This window comes from Duganella dendranthematis, from assembly GCF_012849375.1.
In the GTDB taxonomy this organism is placed as follows: Bacteria; Pseudomonadota; Gammaproteobacteria; order Burkholderiales; family Burkholderiaceae_D; genus Rugamonas; species Rugamonas dendranthematis.
This window is the reverse complement of the sequence record NZ_CP051684.1, coordinates 2,348,121-2,362,082: the sequence shown is the minus strand read 5'-3', so window position 1 is coordinate 2,362,082 and position 13,962 is coordinate 2,348,121. Positions and strand designations below refer to the sequence as shown.

At 63.6% G+C, this 13,962-nt stretch carries 14 protein-coding genes and 1 pseudogene; 9 read left to right on the top strand and 6 right to left on the bottom strand.

The window, feature by feature from the left end; all coding sequences use genetic code 11:
- The 4 genes and pseudogenes from hemN to HH213_RS10830 all read right to left on the bottom strand — a co-directional run bounded on the left by hemN (window position 1) and on the right by HH213_RS10830 (window position 4,449).
- The gene (hemN, locus tag HH213_RS10845) at window positions 1-1,413 is read right to left on the bottom strand and encodes an oxygen-independent coproporphyrinogen III oxidase (protein WP_169112254.1); all 1,413 of its coding nucleotides are present in this window, start codon (window positions 1,411-1,413) and stop codon (window positions 1-3) included.
- 3 nt (window positions 1,414-1,416) lie between these two features.
- Window positions 1,417-3,051, bottom strand: a complete 1,635-nt coding sequence (locus HH213_RS10840) for a methyl-accepting chemotaxis protein (protein ID WP_169112253.1) — start codon at window positions 3,049-3,051, stop codon at window positions 1,417-1,419.
- Between the two features lie 189 nt (window positions 3,052-3,240).
- Window positions 3,241-3,447 (bottom strand): annotated as a pseudogene (locus HH213_RS10835) (YiaA/YiaB family inner membrane protein); the annotation flags it as partial.
- Between the two features lie 66 nt (window positions 3,448-3,513).
- Entirely contained in the window at window positions 3,514-4,449 is a 936-nt protein-coding gene (locus tag HH213_RS10830) for a DUF808 domain-containing protein (RefSeq protein ID WP_169112252.1), read from the bottom strand.
- A gap of 109 nt (window positions 4,450-4,558) precedes the next feature.
- Here HH213_RS10830 and HH213_RS10825 point away from each other — a divergent pair, with 109 nt between their 5' ends.
- Complete coding sequence (locus tag HH213_RS10825; RefSeq protein WP_169112251.1) at window positions 4,559-5,197, top strand: LysE family transporter; 639 nt, start codon at window positions 4,559-4,561, stop codon at window positions 5,195-5,197.
- Between the two features lie 82 nt (window positions 5,198-5,279).
- Window positions 5,280-7,199, top strand: coding sequence for a DUF6600 domain-containing protein (locus HH213_RS10820; protein ID WP_169112250.1), 1,920 nt, complete (start codon window positions 5,280-5,282; stop codon window positions 7,197-7,199).
- Between the two features lie 70 nt (window positions 7,200-7,269).
- Here HH213_RS10820 and HH213_RS10815 read toward each other — a convergent pair whose 3' ends face one another.
- Window positions 7,270-7,752 carry a phage regulatory CII family protein gene (locus tag HH213_RS10815; RefSeq protein ID WP_110845979.1) on the bottom strand — a complete coding sequence of 161 codons (483 nt, stop codon included), beginning with the start codon at window positions 7,750-7,752 and terminating at the stop codon, window positions 7,270-7,272.
- An 85-nt stretch (window positions 7,753-7,837) separates the two neighbouring features.
- On the opposite strand from HH213_RS10815, the gene HH213_RS10810 reads away from it, so the two are divergent.
- The 4 genes from HH213_RS10810 to HH213_RS10795 all read left to right on the top strand — a co-directional run bounded on the left by HH213_RS10810 (window position 7,838) and on the right by HH213_RS10795 (window position 10,576).
- Window positions 7,838-8,635: a hypothetical protein gene (locus HH213_RS10810; protein WP_169112249.1), complete on the top strand. Its 798-nt coding sequence runs from the start codon at window positions 7,838-7,840 to the stop codon at window positions 8,633-8,635.
- Window positions 8,635-9,414: a DUF2491 family protein gene (locus HH213_RS10805; protein ID WP_229263390.1), complete on the top strand. Its 780-nt coding sequence runs from the start codon at window positions 8,635-8,637 to the stop codon at window positions 9,412-9,414. Before HH213_RS10810 ends, HH213_RS10805 begins: the two co-directional genes overlap by 1 nt.
- Window positions 9,415-9,444: 30 nt before the next feature.
- On the top strand, window positions 9,445-10,233 hold the full coding sequence (locus HH213_RS10800) for a hypothetical protein (RefSeq protein ID WP_169112248.1): 789 nt from the start codon (window positions 9,445-9,447) through the stop codon (window positions 10,231-10,233).
- A gap of 67 nt (window positions 10,234-10,300) precedes the next feature.
- Entirely contained in the window at window positions 10,301-10,576 is a 276-nt protein-coding gene (locus tag HH213_RS10795; RefSeq protein ID WP_110845975.1) for a DUF493 family protein, read from the top strand.
- Here the strand turns inward: HH213_RS10795 and HH213_RS10790 are convergent, their stop codons facing one another.
- Complete coding sequence (locus tag HH213_RS10790) at window positions 10,577-11,470, bottom strand: transcriptional regulator GcvA (RefSeq protein ID WP_110845974.1); 894 nt, start codon at window positions 11,468-11,470, stop codon at window positions 10,577-10,579.
- Between the two features lie 111 nt (window positions 11,471-11,581).
- Between HH213_RS10790 and yfcF the strand changes: the two genes are divergently transcribed.
- From yfcF to lipA, 3 genes are read left to right on the top strand one after another with little or no spacing between them, the layout of a single operon-like run.
- Complete coding sequence (gene yfcF / locus HH213_RS10785; RefSeq protein ID WP_169112247.1) at window positions 11,582-12,208, top strand: glutathione transferase; 627 nt, start codon at window positions 11,582-11,584, stop codon at window positions 12,206-12,208.
- A gap of 28 nt (window positions 12,209-12,236) precedes the next feature.
- Entirely contained in the window at window positions 12,237-12,896 is a 660-nt protein-coding gene (lipB, locus tag HH213_RS10780; RefSeq protein ID WP_110845972.1) for a lipoyl(octanoyl) transferase LipB, read from the top strand.
- Window positions 12,897-12,903: 7 nt separating this feature from the next.
- Window positions 12,904-13,878: a lipoyl synthase gene (gene lipA, locus HH213_RS10775; RefSeq protein ID WP_161051955.1), complete on the top strand. Its 975-nt coding sequence runs from the start codon at window positions 12,904-12,906 to the stop codon at window positions 13,876-13,878.
- Window positions 13,879-13,962: the final 84 nt, after the last annotated feature.

Genomic DNA, 13,962 nt, shown 5'->3' with positions numbered 1-13,962 from the left:
TCAGATGGTCTTCGAGTAGCGCAGCGGTTGCGGCGCGATGTCCTGCGCCACGCCCAGGTAACGGTCAAACACCATGCAGATATTGCGGATCAGCAGACGGCCTTTCGGCGTCACCGAAATCCATTCGTCATCGACGGTCAGCAGGCCGTCATCTTCAAACGCCTTCAGCTTCTGCAGCTCCGCCGCAAAATACTGGCGGAACTTGATCGGAAAGCCCTGTTCGATCGACGACAGCGACAACTCGAAATTGCACATCAACTTGCCGATCACCATGCGGCGCAGCAGGTCGTCGTTATCCATCTTGATGCCGCGCGTGATCGGCAGTACGCCGTCATCCAGCTTGGCGTAGTACGCGTCCAGCGTTTTCTCGTTCTGGCTGTAGGTGGCGCCGACCGCGCTGATGGCCGAAACGCCGCACGAAATCAGCTCCGATTCGGCGCGCGTGGAATAGCCCTGGAAGTTGCGCTGCAAACGGCCCTGGCGCTGGGCCACGGCCAGTTCGTCGTCCGGCTTGGCGAAATGGTCCATGCCGATGTAGATGTAGCCGGCGTCGCACAGGCGCTGGATGCACATCGCCAGTAGCTCCAGCTTGACCGCCGGCGTTGGCATGTCGGCGTCGGCGATGCGGCGCTGCGGCTTGAAGATGTGCGGCAGGTGCGCGTAGTTGTACAGCGCGATGCGGTCGGGCGAGGCGTCGATCACCTTGTCCAGCGTTTGCGTCATGCTGGCCATGGTCTGCTTCGGCAGGCCGTAAATCAGGTCGATGCTGATCGAGCGGTAGCCGGCGGCGCGGGCGGCGTCCATCACGGCGCGGGTTTCGGCTTCCGGCTGGATGCGGTTGACGGCCTTCTGCACGTCTGGATCGAAATCCTGCACGCCCAGGCTGATGCGGTTGAAGCCCTGCGCGCGCAGGCTGTGCACGCGCTCCACGCTGACCGTGCGCGGATCGATCTCGATTGAATACTCGCCGTGCGCATCGTCGGCGAAATCGAAGTTGGCGTGCAGGTGCGCCATCAGGTCGCCCATCTGCCTGTCGCTCAAATAGGTCGGCGTGCCGCCGCCGAAGTGCAGCTGCTCGATCTGGCCCATGCCGTCGAACAGGCGGCCCTGCATATCGATTTCCTGCTTCAGGTAGCCGAGATAGACAGCGGCCTTGCTGTGATCCTTGGTGACGATCTTGTTGCAGCCGCAGTAGTAGCAGACCGTATCGCAGAACGGAATGTGGATATACAGCGACAAGGGCCGGCGACTGCGGCGCATACGCAGGCCGGCCACTGCTTCCAGGAACTGGCTGTAACCGAAGTCGCCTTGGAAGCGGTCCGCAGTCGGATAGGAGGTGTAGCGCGGTCCCGACTGACTGAGCTTGGTGATGATGGCGGCGTCAAATTCAACGGGTGGGAAAGGCGTATTCATAATTTATGCTGCGAGGCGTTTCACGGTGGATGACTGTGGCGCGGCCGGGCGGGCGCTGCGTGCAGTGCGGACCGGACCAAACTTGAACAGGCTGACCGCTTGTGTCAGGCCGCCCGCTTCCAGCGCCAGGCTGGCGGTGGCGGCGGCTGCCTCTTCGACCAGCGCGGCGTTCTGCTGCGTGACCTGGTCCATGTGGGCGATGGCCGAGTTGACCTGGTCGACGCCGATACTCTGTTCGTGCGAGGCGACCGAGATTTCGCGCATGATGGCGGTGACTTGCTGCACCGAGGCCACCACTTGCTTCATGGTGGCGCCGGCGCGGTCGACCTGCACCATGCCGGCGCTGACCTTGCCGACCGAGACGTCGATCAGGTTCTTGATGTCCTTGGCGGCGGTGGCGCTGCGCTGGGCCAGGTTGCGCACTTCGCCGGCGACCACCGCGAAGCCACGGCCTTGTTCACCGGCACGGGCCGCTTCCACGGCGGCGTTCAGCGCCAGGATGTTGGTCTGGAAGGCGATGCCTTCGATCAGGCCGATGATGTCGACGATCTTGCGCGACGAGTTGTTGATTTCGTCCATGGTGGCGATGACGTCGGCCACGATCACGCCGCCCTGCACCGCGACGTCGGAGGCGTTTTGCGCCAGCTTGTTGGCTTGCTCGGAGTTGTCGGCGTTCTGCTTGACGGTGGACGAGAACTGCTCGACGCTCGACGCGGTTTCTTCCAGGCTGGCGGCTTGCGCTTCGGTGCGGCCGGACAAGTCGGCATTGCCGGCGGCGATCTGGCGAGTGGCCACGGCCATGGTTTCAACGTTGACGCGGACGTCGCGGATGGTGGCGATCAGGTTGCTGTTCATTTGCTGCAAGGCGCGCAGCAGCTGGCCCACTTCGTCGGTGGCTTCGGTGTCGAAGCTGCCGGACAGGTCGCCGGCGGCGATCTGGCGCGCGCCGTGCAGCGCACGGTCCAGCGGTTGCAGCACCGAGACGCGCAGCGTGTACCACAGGAAGACGTTGATCAGCAGGCCGAGGAAGGTGGCGGCAAAGATGCCGTAGCTGTTGGCGGCATGGCCGTTCATCAGCGCGGCGGCGCACACCAGCACCTGCAACACGTTGACCACGCTGGTGGCGGCCCAGATGCGGAAACCGAGCGACACGTGGCTCAGGCGCGACAGCAGATTGGCGAAGCCCGGATGAATCACCTGGCCGTTCTTGATGCGGATGTTGTGATTGGTTTCGGTGCGGATCGCGCGGTAGGCCTGTTCGGCCTTGGCGATCTGGTGGCGCTCGGCTTTGACGCGCACCGACATATAGCCGATGGTCTTGCCGTTTTCACGGATTGGCGTGATGTTGGCGCGGACCCAGTAATGGTCGCCGTTCTTGCAGCGGTTCTTGACGAAACCGGTCCACGGCGTGCCATCCTTGAGCGAGGCCCACAGGTCGGCGAAGGCTTCGGCCGGCATGTCGGGATGGCGCACGATGTTTTGCGGAGCGCCCAACAGCTCTTCCTCGTCAAAGCCGCTGATTTGCGTGAAGTAAGGATTCACATAAGTGATGTTGCCGTTCAGGTCAGTTTTCGACACGATGGCCTGGTCGTCCAACACTTCTACTTCGCGGTTGGTGACTGGTTGGTTGTTGCGCATAGCTCTCTCCGCCGGTGTTTTATTGCTTTATCGCAATGAATAGGGTCAGTTTACGTAGTCCCCCGGTCGAATTTATTGATTTAGATCAAATTTCCCCGGATTGGAGCGTGTGGCGTCCGCCGGGGAGAGCTTCGGACTGGTCACTGGTCAGGGACGGACGCCAGATCGCGCACATTCTTCTGGACGGTCACCGCCGACAGTGATGCCTTCACTGCGGTCGCGCACGGATTTTTGCAGCGAGATGGCGGCAAACAGGCCATACATCAGGATGACGAAGTAGTAACCTTTTTCATTGAGCGCCATGCTGGCGTTCCACAGGCCGGTCATATAGGTCAGGGCGCCGGCGATCAGGGCCAGCCAGGATGCGCCGATGAAGGCGCTGGAAGGGGTAGTCATGGATGCGCCTTGTCGATAGAGAAAGCGAGGCCCGCTGGCGCTCGCTTCCGTATCAGAGCAGAAGACTCAGCCTGGCTTTTTGACCAGGCGCACGATCTTGCCGATCGTGTTGACAACCACCAACGCCAGGCCACCAGCGATGAGGCCAGCGACGGCGTCCAGCAGGCTTGGGACGATCACGGCCAGCAGTCCGCCCACCGCAGGCGTGGCGGCCACGGCTTCGGTGGCATGGTGGATGATGTCGTGGGCGAATGGCAGGCCGTGGGTCAGGATGCCGCCGCCGACCATGAACATGGCCACTGTGCCGACCACGCCCAGCAATTTCATCAGCACCGGCGCCGCCGACAGGAGCATCCGGCCCAGCGCGCGCACGGCCGCGCCGCCGCGCTGGCTTAGATACAGGCCGGCGTCGTCCATCTTGACGATGGCCGCCACCAGGCCGTACACGCCGACCGTCATCACCAGCGCGATGCCGACCACCACCGTCACCTGCTGCGCAAACGGCGCGGTCGCCACCGTGCCGAGCGCGATGACGATGATTTCCGCCGACAGGATAAAGTCGGTGCGCACTGCGCCTTTGATTTTTTCTTTTTCCAGCGCCACCAGGTCGACCTCGGGATTGGCCAGCGCCGTGCGTAGCTCGGCCTTGTGTTCGTCGTCGCCGCTATGGAACAGGCTGTGGGCGATTTTCTCGAAGCCTTCAAAGCACAGGTACAGGCCGCCCACCATCAGCAGTGGCGTGATGGCCCAAGGCGCAAACGCGCTGATTGCCAGCGCCGCCGGCACCAGGATGGCCTTGTTCTTCAGCGAGCCGACGCCGACCGCCCACACCACCGGCAATTCGCGCTCGGCGCGCACGCCGGCCACCTGCTGGGCGTTGAGCGCCAGGTCATCGCCCAGCACGCCGGCGGTTTTTTTGGCCGCCACCTTGCTCATCAGGGCGACGTCGTCGAGGATGGAGGCGATATCGTCGATCAGGGCTAACAGGCTGGAACCGGCCATCGGGGGTACTCCTTGTATGGTTTGACAGGCAATATTAACCCAAGCAAGCCGCGTCCCGATACCGCTACAATGATGATTGCTTAAGTTAAACAAATTAAACGGAATCGCCATGAGCTTCGCCACCTGGATCACTTTCTTTGTTGCTGCCTGCATTATTGCCGTGTCGCCGGGCTCGGGCGCCGTGTTGTCGATGTCGCACGGCCTGTCGTATGGCGTGCGCCGCGCCAGCGCCACCATCCTTGGCTTGCAGACCGGCTTGCTGCTGGTGTTCTTCATCGCCGGCGCCGGCGTCGGTTCGCTGCTGATGGCGTCGGAAGTGGCGTTCAATATCGTCAAGACGGTGGGGGCGCTGTACCTGATCTACCTCGGCCTGAGCCAGTGGCGCGCCAAGGTCCACATCAGCGAACAGCAGCAGGCCGCCGTGGTGGTGCCGACCGTCAAAAAGCGCTTCCTGACCGGTTTCCTGACCAACGCCACCAACCCGAAGGGCATCATCTTCATGGTGGCGGTGCTGCCGCAATTTATTACCGATAAGTCGCCGCTGCTGCCACAACTGCTGATCCTGGCCGTGACGATGTGCTGCATCGACCTGGTGGTGATGCACAGCTACGCCTTCCTGGCTTCGTCCATGCAGCGCTTTTTCCGCGACGCCCGCGCCGTTAAAAAGCAGAACCGCGTGTTCGGCGGCCTGCTGATGGCGGTCGGCGCGGCGCTGTTCTTCGTCAAACGCGGTGGCGCGGCGGCTTAGAAAGTTTGCAAGTATTTGTAACCGCTGTCGTCGGTTTCGCGCGCGCGGCGTTATTCAGGCATTACCCACAGGAGACGCTGCCATGAGCCGCAAGATTATCCACACCGTCGTGCTGGCCGCATTGGCCGGCTTTTCCGCGTTGGCCCAGGCTGAAGATCCGCCGGCGATTGTCGGCCGCATCTCCAGCGTCGAAGGGCAAGTCACGCTGGTGGGGGATGGCGATCCGGTCGGCGCCTCGCTGAACTGGCCGGTGACGGCCGCCAACCACATCAACACGGCCAACGGCGCCCGCACCGAATTTCGCGTCGGCTCGACCGCCGTGCGGGTGGATGGCGACTCCGACCTGGAAATCACCGCCATGGACGATGACCTGCTGCGCTTGCGCCTCAATTACGGCAGCGTCAGCATCCGCGTGCGCAACCCCGACCTGCTGCGCGACTTTGAACTGACCACGCCGCAAGCCCGCATCACCATGCTGGAACCCGGTGTTTTGCGGGTCGACGTTGACCGTCAGCCGGACACCAGCCAGATCAGCCTGCTGGCTGGTAGCGCGCGGGTGGATGGCGCCGGCTCGTCGGTGGTGGTCAGCAACGGCCGTCATGTGGATGTGACCGGCGAAGACGTGCGCACCAGCGTGGCCCGCCGCGACGGCTTCGACATCTGGTCCGAGGACCGCGACCGCTACGACAACAGCACCACCACCCGTTTTGTTTCCAGCGGCATGACCGGTTATGAAGAGCTGGACCGCAACGGCACCTGGGTCGAGAACGCCGAATACGGCCCGCTGTGGACCCCGCGCAATGTGGCGCTGGACTGGGCGCCGTACCGCGACGGCCGCTGGATCTGGCTGGCGCCGTGGGGCTGGACCTGGGTCGACAACGCGCCGTGGGGTTATGCCCCGTCGCACTATGGGCGGTGGGTGATGGTCGGCCGCCGCTGGTCGTGGGCGCCGGGACGTCCTGCGGGGCGGCCGGTGTGGGCGCCGGCGCTGGTCGGCTGGGTTGGCGGCAATGGTGGCGGACCGCGTCCGGGGCCGGGATTGGGCTGGTATCCGTTGTCGCCGCGCGACCGTTTTGTGCCGGGCTATCGGGTGTCGGCGGATTACGACCGCCGCGTGACGTGGACGCATAACGGCAAGCCGTTCACGCCGCGCAATGACTGGAATGGCCGTCGCGATGGCCTGACGGTGCTGCCGCGCGATCAGTTTGAAGGCCGCCGCAATGTGGTGGTGAACCGGGGCGCGCAGGTGATTCCGCCGGCGAGTTTCGTCAATAATGTGTCGCCAGTGGCGCCGCCGCAGCCGCCGGGCCGTGGTTTGACCACCAACCGTGGCGGCGGTGACCGCGATCATGATGGCATACCGGATCGGTTTGATCGCAATGATGGACGTAATGACGGCCGCAATGACCGGCCGGGCCGCGTGCTGACGGCGCCTTCGCAGCCGGTACCCGTGCCGGCGCAACAGCCGCGCGGCCAGTTGAGCACCCTGGCGCCCAACCAGTTCGGCCATCCGGATGCACCGGCGCAAACCATTAACCCGAACGATGTGCGGATTGAGTTGCGGCCGCGGTTTAACCAGCCGGGGCAGCAAGGGCAACCAGGTCAGGCTGGCCAGCAGCCGGGGCAGCCGCCGCGCTGGCAGGCGCCGACGACGCCGCAGCCGGCGCAGGTGGCGCCGCAGCAGCCACAACAAGCTCAGCAGCCGCAGCAGCCGCAACAGCCGCAGTGGCAACAGCCGCGCGATCGCACGGACCGGGGCGGCGATGACAATGGGCGCCGTTTCCGTCCGCGTGATGAGCAGCAGCGTCCGCCGCAGCCGGCGCAGCCGGTACAGCAACCGCAGCAGCCGCAGCAATCGCAGCAGCCGCCACGCCAGTTCACGCCGCCGCCATCGCCACCGCAGCAGCAGCAACCCCAGCGCGCCGAACCGCGCCGCGAAGCCGAAAAACCGCGCGACGAGAAAAAAGACCCTAACCGCGATCGCCGAGAAAACCGCCAGTAACCCTAAGCCACATCGGGTCTGACCCGGTCCGGGTCAGACCCCCGCATGCGAAGTGCGGGGTGAAAGCCTGCTATTGCTGGGCCTTCAGGCGCAGGCGGGCACGCCACTCGCCCAGCGCCGACAGCGCGCCCTGAAACTCGCGCTCGATCAAATCCGCTTCCGCCGCCGTGACCTTGCCATCCAGCAGCGCGGTGGAAACGGCTTCCGCCACCGCGCCCACCTGGCTCATCACCTTGCACACCGTCTGCGACAGGTCGTCTTCGCCGATCGCCTCCGGCATCGGCACTACAAATGCGGCCATGCCGTGCCGCACCAGCAGCGCATGCAGCGGCAGATGCGCGTCCGCCACGCCCGCCTTGTGGCACAGGTCGACCACCGTCGACACCTCCTCAAACGACGGATAGTGCGACGCGATCGTCGGCGCCAGCTTGTTGCGCAAGACGTTGACCGAGATCCCCATCGCCTGCGCCAGGGCGTCGATGCCGCCGGGATACGCGCGCGCCACCTTGTAGAGCGCGTCGTGCTGATTCATGTCCAGGTATTTACGTGTCATGGTGAAGCGTGCCTTTTATTACCGATGCACCCGCCGACGCGCGGCGCTATGCTGTTTTTCATTCAACTCTTTGTGAAAACACATCATGAAGTCATTTCGATCTGCGCTGCTGTTGATGCTTTGCCTGGCCGTGGCCGGCAATGTGCCCGTGTATGCCGGCGCAACTTCTCATTCTGGCACATCGTCCTCGTTTAAAAGTGGATTTTCTTCACAAAAGAACAACGCCGCCAGACATAGCAGACCGTCGGCGCCGCCCGCCAACCGCCAGAGCGGTCCGGGCGCCTTCGGCCAGCAGGCCGGTTCGCCGGCCCAGCCGCAGCGCAACACCTCGGCCATGTCGCGCGATGTCGAGCAGAGCGCGTCGCGCGCCAATGCGCTGAAGACGCTTGATGAACGTCGCGCCGCTGCCAATAACCAGCCGCTGCCGCCACTGAACGACACCTTGCGCCAGCCGCAGCAACCGTCACCCGTGTACCGCGCGCCGGCCTATCCGGCACCGGGGCCGGGTTATCAACAACAGCCGTCCGGCAGTGGCAATGGCCTGATGGCGGGCGTGATGGGCTTCATGCTGGGGCGGGCGATGAGCCAGAGCCATCAGCCGGTGGCGTATCCGACCACTACCACCAATGGGACTCCGGCCCCGCCGCAGCCGGCCGCCACCGCGCCGGTGACCGACGGCGGCGCCATGGTGACCGGCATGCCGGGCCTGGGTGCACCGGCTGCGGTAACGGTCGCCGCGCCGCAGCCGTCGTTCTTCATGAGCGTGCTGCGCTGGTTTGCCTGGTTGTCCGTGTTGAGTTTACTGATGTGGGCGGTGGTGTATTCGGTACGCAAGTTCCGCCGCCTGCGCGCCGCGCCGAATTATTCGTTTGAAAGGAATTGATGATGGGCTGGACCGATGCATACAACTATCTGCGCAATGGCGCGGCCAGACTGGCCGGCAACGAGGCGCCGCGTACCGATGGCGATCTGCCGCTCGGCGCGCGCATCGGCAGCGTGGTCGGCATCCAGCAGTCGCCGCTGCTGCGCGCGGTCGCCAACGGTTCGCTGATTACGCTGCCGGAGGCGGACGACACCCGCATCCTGGCCGTATCGCAGATCCGCCTCAAGCAGTCCGGCGGCTTGTATCGCTATTACCTGGAAACGGGCGACCGCGACGACAAGGAAAAATTCCTGCAGGTCTACCAGAACGCCAGCGGCGCGGTCAGCGAGATCATGTACTGCACCCAGCTGGCGCGCGTGATTCCGGAAACGGCCGCGGATCAGGACGCCTACACGGGCCAGGCCGGCGCCGGCCTCGGCGACCGCAGCTACACGCTGTGGCGCCAGCAACTGGCGGATCTGGGCCTGGATCTGGAGCTGGTGTTCGGCAGCAGCGAAGGCCTTGATTACTGGCGCGACGCCGGCGATCCGGAAACGCCGTACATGCCGCCGTTCACCGGCACCGAGGTGCGGCTGGACGACGCCAGCGGCAGCACCGGCCTGCGTCAGGAGATGTATTTCATGCCGTATGTGCGCACTTTGCGCGGCGGCGGCAACGAGTATTTGCTGATCACGACGGAAATTATCCACAGCGTGAACGGCGATTCATCCAAACGCGGGATCCATGTGGACTTTGTGATTGGCATCCCGGTGGAGCAGCAACGCATCGTTATCCAATGATGCGCAACTTTGAAAAGAAGGAAGACTGACATGAGCAACTTGAATGGCTGGGGTTTGACCGCGCGCCTGATCACCAAGCACTTTGGCGCGCTGGGCAATCGCGTGTCCGAAGCGATCGCCAATTTTGATCCGGAGACTGCGACCGAGGCCGACCGCGACCGTCTGGCCGACAGTCTGCGCAGCACCGCCCAGAAGCTGGCCGCCGCCCGCGCCGCGTTCAACAAGGAAGCCGACGATGTGGTCAAGCTGCGCCAGCTGATCGCCACCGACGAGCAGGCGGCCGGCACGCTGGCCGAGCGCCTAGCCAGCGGCAAGATTTCGGAATCAACGATTACGCTGTTCTGCGACGAGCTGGAGGCCAACAAGGCGCGCATGCCGCAGGAACTGCAGGAGGAAGCCGACGCCAAACAGTATATGAACGAGCTGCAAACCATCGTCGACGCGCTGTCGAAGCAGCTGGCCGAGTTCGATTCGCAGGCGAAGAAGGCGATGCAGGCGTTGGCTTCGGCCCGCGCCCAGCAGGATTTGCAGCAGCTGCGCGCCGAGCGTCAGGCCCAGCTGACTGGGTTGCAAGGCATGCAAGGCCAGTCGAGCGCATTGAGCGCCCTGACCCGCCGCGCCGAGACCATCCGCACCAATGCCGAAGGCTTGCGCATCGTCACCGATATCGGCCAGAAGCCGCTGGACCAGGCCGCCGAACTGGAGGCGATCCGCAAATCGGTCAGCCAGCCGGCGCTGGGCAATGAGTCGGCGCTGGCGCGCTTGCAGCGTCTGTCGGGCCAGCCCGCTGCCGAGCCGCTGGCGCTTGCAAAGTCCTGATCCAGCTACAATATAGGCCTGAGACGCCGTTCGGCGTCCCAGGTTATATTTTTAGATTGGAATGAATATGCAAGCGATCCCCCCATCAGAGTCCCTCATCGAATACCCGAGTGACTTCCCGATCAAGGTCATGGGTCCGACTCATATCGATTTCGCCCCGACCATTACCGGCGTCGTGCAGAAGCATGACCAGGACTTCCATGAAGGCAAGATGGAAGTACGTCCTTCGGCCAAAGGCAATTACACCGGCCTCACCTGCACCGTGCGCGCCACCAGTCGCGAGCAGCTCGATGCGCTGTACACCGAACTGTCGGCTCACCCGATGGTCAAGATTGTCATGTAGTTAAGTGTGCTGGCGCTGGAAGACGGCAATCTCTTCCAGCAGCCAGTCGCGGAACGCCTGCACCTGCGGCTTGCTCGCCGCGCCGGGCGGCGTGACGAAGTAGTATTCATCCGGGCTCGGCGTGGCGATGTTGAACAGCCGCAGCAGCTGCCCGGAGGCGATCTCCTGCATCGCCACCACGTGCCGCACCAGCGCCACGCCGTTGCCATCGGCAGCGGAACGCACCAGCATCGATAAATCCTCAAACAGCAGCCCGCCGGATGGTTCCGGCAGGTCCACCCCGGCTGCGTGCAGCCACGGCGTCCAGCGCTCCACCGAGCGCAGCAGCGTATGCCGCGCCAGATCAGCCGGTGCAAGCGGCAGCTGGCCACCGCGATAGTGTGGACTCACTACTGGGTAATATACATCGCCCATCAAGCGCAATACCAGCATGCCCGGATAGTTGCCGCGCCCGAAGCGGATGCCCACATCCACGCCCTCGCGCGCCAGATCCTGCATGTGGCCGCTCGATTGCAGCACCACTTCGATATCCGGATGCAGCTCAATGAATTTACCGAGACGCGGCGCCAGCCAGCGCGCCGCAAACGACGGAATCGAAGTGATGGTCAGCCGCTGGTTGATGCTGGTGGCGCGCATGGCGTCAGTGGCGGCGGCGATGTCGGCGAAGGCCTTGCCGAGGAACTGGGCGAATTTCAGGCCGTCGTTAGTTATTTTCACCTGGCGGCCATTGCGCACGAATAGTTGCCGGCCCAGCTCCTCTTCCAGCGCCCGCACCTGGTGGCTGATCGCGCCGTGCGTCAGGTGCAACTCGTCCGCCGCGCGCGAGAAATTCTCGTGGCGGGCCGCCGCCTCGAAGGCGCGCAATGCGGAAAAATTGGGCAGCCTGCGGGCCATGCTGTGGATAACTTTGTGAATAAAACTAACAAGAATTGCGAAAATATACCGTTATACAGGCACTTACACAAGGTTTACTATGTGAATAAATCTACCTAAGCCGGAGCCGCCATGTTGTTTGAACTGTACGCCGATAGCCTTTTCACCAGCCCGTATGCTTTGTCCGTGTTTGTGGCGCTGACCGAGAAGGGCTTGCCTTTCAGCGTCAAGACGGTGGATCTGGGCAGTGGTGAGCAGAGACAGGCGGCGTTTGCCGACCGCGCGCTGACCGCCCGCGTCCCGGCGCTGGTGGAAGGGGATTTTGTGCTGACCGAGTCGAGCGCCATCACCGAATACCTGGACGAGAGCTTTCCACCGCCGGAGTACATCGCGCTGTATCCGCAGGACCGCCGTCAGCGTGCGCTGGCGCGGCAGCTCCAGGCGTGGGTGCGCAGCGACCTGGTGCCGGTGCGGGTCGAGCGCGATACCGAAACCGTGTTCTTCAAGAAGCCGTGCGCGCCGCTGAGCGAGACCGCGCAGGCGGCCGCCGCCAAGCTGGTGCACGTGGCCGAACGCCTGGTGCAGGGGCCGCAGCACCTGTTCGGCGACTGGTCGATTGCCGATACTGACCTCGCCATCATGCTGAGCCGGCTAGTGCGCAATGGCGACGCGGTGCCGGCCAAGCTGCGCGACTACGTCGATTTCCAGTGGCAGCGGCCGTCGGTGCAGGCCTGGCTGGCCCGCCACCAGCCGGGATGAAAGTGACGCGCAGGCGTATAATGGCGGGATGACGTCTCCTACCTTCCCTGAGATCAAGCATCTCGGCCAAGCCGATTACGACAGCACCTTCGCCGCCATGCGGGCCTTTACCGACGCCCGCACGCCGGACTCGCGCGATGAATTGTGGATCGTCGAGCACGCGCCGGTGTACACGCTGGGCCTGGGCGCCGACCGCGGCCACCTGCTGGCCGGGGCCACGGAGATTCCCGTAGTCCAGACCGATCGCGGCGGTGAAGTCACCTATCACGGGCCCGGCCAGGTGGTGATTTACCTGCTGATGGATCTGCGCCGCAACAAGCCGGGCGGCAAGCTGTATGCCCGCCAGTTTGTGCATAAAATCGAGCAGGCGATCATCAATGTCTTGCAGGCGTATAATCTCGTCGGTGAGCGCGTGGAAGGCGCGCCGGGCATCTATATGGCCGGCGGCGATCACAAAGGCGCGAAGATTGCCGCGCTGGGCTTGAAGGTACGCGGCAATGGCTGCACCTACCACGGGCTGTCGCTGAATGTGGCGATGGATCTGGCCCCGTTTTCCTGGATTAATCCTTGCGGCTATGCCGGACTGGAAACAGTCGATATGCGCACCGTTGGCGCGCAGGCAAAACTGTCGGATGTGCAACAGCAGCTGGCCGAGGAATTAGTCCGCGTCCTGGCGACCAACGAATGAACTGATTATGACCACTGAAACCATCGTAGCGTACAACCCGAGCGAGAAGCAAAAAGGCGCCAGCAAGACTTCGCGCATTCCGATCAAGATCGTGCCGATCGAGCAGGTCGAGCGCCTGAAGAAGCCGGACTGGATCCGCGTCAAGGCCGGTTCGCCGAACACCCGTTTCTACGAAATCAAGGAAACGCTGCGCGAGAACAAGCTGGTGACCGTGTGCGAAGAAGCCAGCTGCCCGAACATCGGCGAGTGCTTCGGCAAGGGCACGGCCACCTTCATGATCATGGGCGACAAGTGCACCCGCCGCTGCCCGTTCTGCGACGTCGGCCACGGCCGCCCGGACCCGCTGGACAAGGATGAGCCGACCAACCTGTCGCACACCATCGCCAAGCTGCGCCTGAGCTACGTTGTGATCACCTCGGTGGATCGCGACGACCTGCGCGACGGCGGTGCGCAGCACTTCGTCGAGTGCATCCAGAACACCCGCGCGCTGTCGCCGAAAACCCAGATCGAAGTGCTGGTGCCGGATTTCCGCGGCCGCCTGGAAAAAGCGCTGGCGATCTTCGCCGACGGCCTGCCGGACGTGATGAACCACAACCTGGAAACCGCACCGCGCCTGTACAAGGAAGCGCGTCCGGGTTCGGACTACATGCACTCGCTGAAGCTGCTGAAGGATTTCAAGGCAATGTACCCGAGTGTCAAGACCAAGTCGGGGATCATGGTCGGCCTGGGCGAGACCGACGAAGAAGTGCTGCAAGTGATGCGCGACATGCGCGAGCACGACATCGACATGCTGACCATCGGCCAGTACCTGGCGCCGTCCAACAGCCACCTGCCGGTGCGCCGCTACGTGCACCCGGACGTGTTCAAGATGTACGAAGAAGAAGCCTACAAAATGGGCTTCAAGCACGCCGCCGTCGGCGCCATGGTGCGCAGCTCGTACCACGCGGACGAGCAAGCACACAACGTGCTGGCAGCAGGCTAAAAACAAAGGCTCCTCACGGAGCCTTTTTTGATTTGTCTCAAATGGCAGGGCTTGCGCTGTAAGTCTGGACGGCTAGACTGAACT

What these genes read in the sequence shown, in the direction of transcription:
- hemN (WP_169112254.1), bottom strand. Translation starts at nt 1,413, where the DNA reads ATGAATACGCCTTTCCCACCCGTTGAATTTGACGCCGCCATCATCACC.
- HH213_RS10840 (WP_169112253.1), bottom strand. Translation starts at nt 3,051, where the DNA reads ATGCGCAACAACCAACCAGTCACCAACCGCGAAGTAGAAGTGTTGGAC.
- HH213_RS10830 (WP_169112252.1), bottom strand. Translation starts at nt 4,449, where the DNA reads ATGGCCGGTTCCAGCCTGTTAGCCCTGATCGACGATATCGCCTCCATC.
- HH213_RS10825 (WP_169112251.1), top strand. Translation starts at nt 4,559, where the DNA reads ATGAGCTTCGCCACCTGGATCACTTTCTTTGTTGCTGCCTGCATTATT.
- HH213_RS10820 (WP_169112250.1), top strand. Translation starts at nt 5,280, where the DNA reads ATGAGCCGCAAGATTATCCACACCGTCGTGCTGGCCGCATTGGCCGGC.
- HH213_RS10815 (WP_110845979.1), bottom strand. Translation starts at nt 7,752, where the DNA reads ATGACACGTAAATACCTGGACATGAATCAGCACGACGCGCTCTACAAG.
- HH213_RS10810 (WP_169112249.1), top strand. Translation starts at nt 7,838, where the DNA reads ATGAAGTCATTTCGATCTGCGCTGCTGTTGATGCTTTGCCTGGCCGTG.
- HH213_RS10805 (WP_229263390.1), top strand. Translation starts at nt 8,635, where the DNA reads ATGATGGGCTGGACCGATGCATACAACTATCTGCGCAATGGCGCGGCC.
- HH213_RS10800 (WP_169112248.1), top strand. Translation starts at nt 9,445, where the DNA reads ATGAGCAACTTGAATGGCTGGGGTTTGACCGCGCGCCTGATCACCAAG.
- HH213_RS10795 (WP_110845975.1), top strand. Translation starts at nt 10,301, where the DNA reads ATGCAAGCGATCCCCCCATCAGAGTCCCTCATCGAATACCCGAGTGAC.
- HH213_RS10790 (WP_110845974.1), bottom strand. Translation starts at nt 11,470, where the DNA reads ATGGCCCGCAGGCTGCCCAATTTTTCCGCATTGCGCGCCTTCGAGGCG.
- yfcF (WP_169112247.1), top strand. Translation starts at nt 11,582, where the DNA reads ATGTTGTTTGAACTGTACGCCGATAGCCTTTTCACCAGCCCGTATGCT.
- lipB (WP_110845972.1), top strand. Translation starts at nt 12,237, where the DNA reads ATGACGTCTCCTACCTTCCCTGAGATCAAGCATCTCGGCCAAGCCGAT.
- lipA (WP_161051955.1), top strand. Translation starts at nt 12,904, where the DNA reads ATGACCACTGAAACCATCGTAGCGTACAACCCGAGCGAGAAGCAAAAA.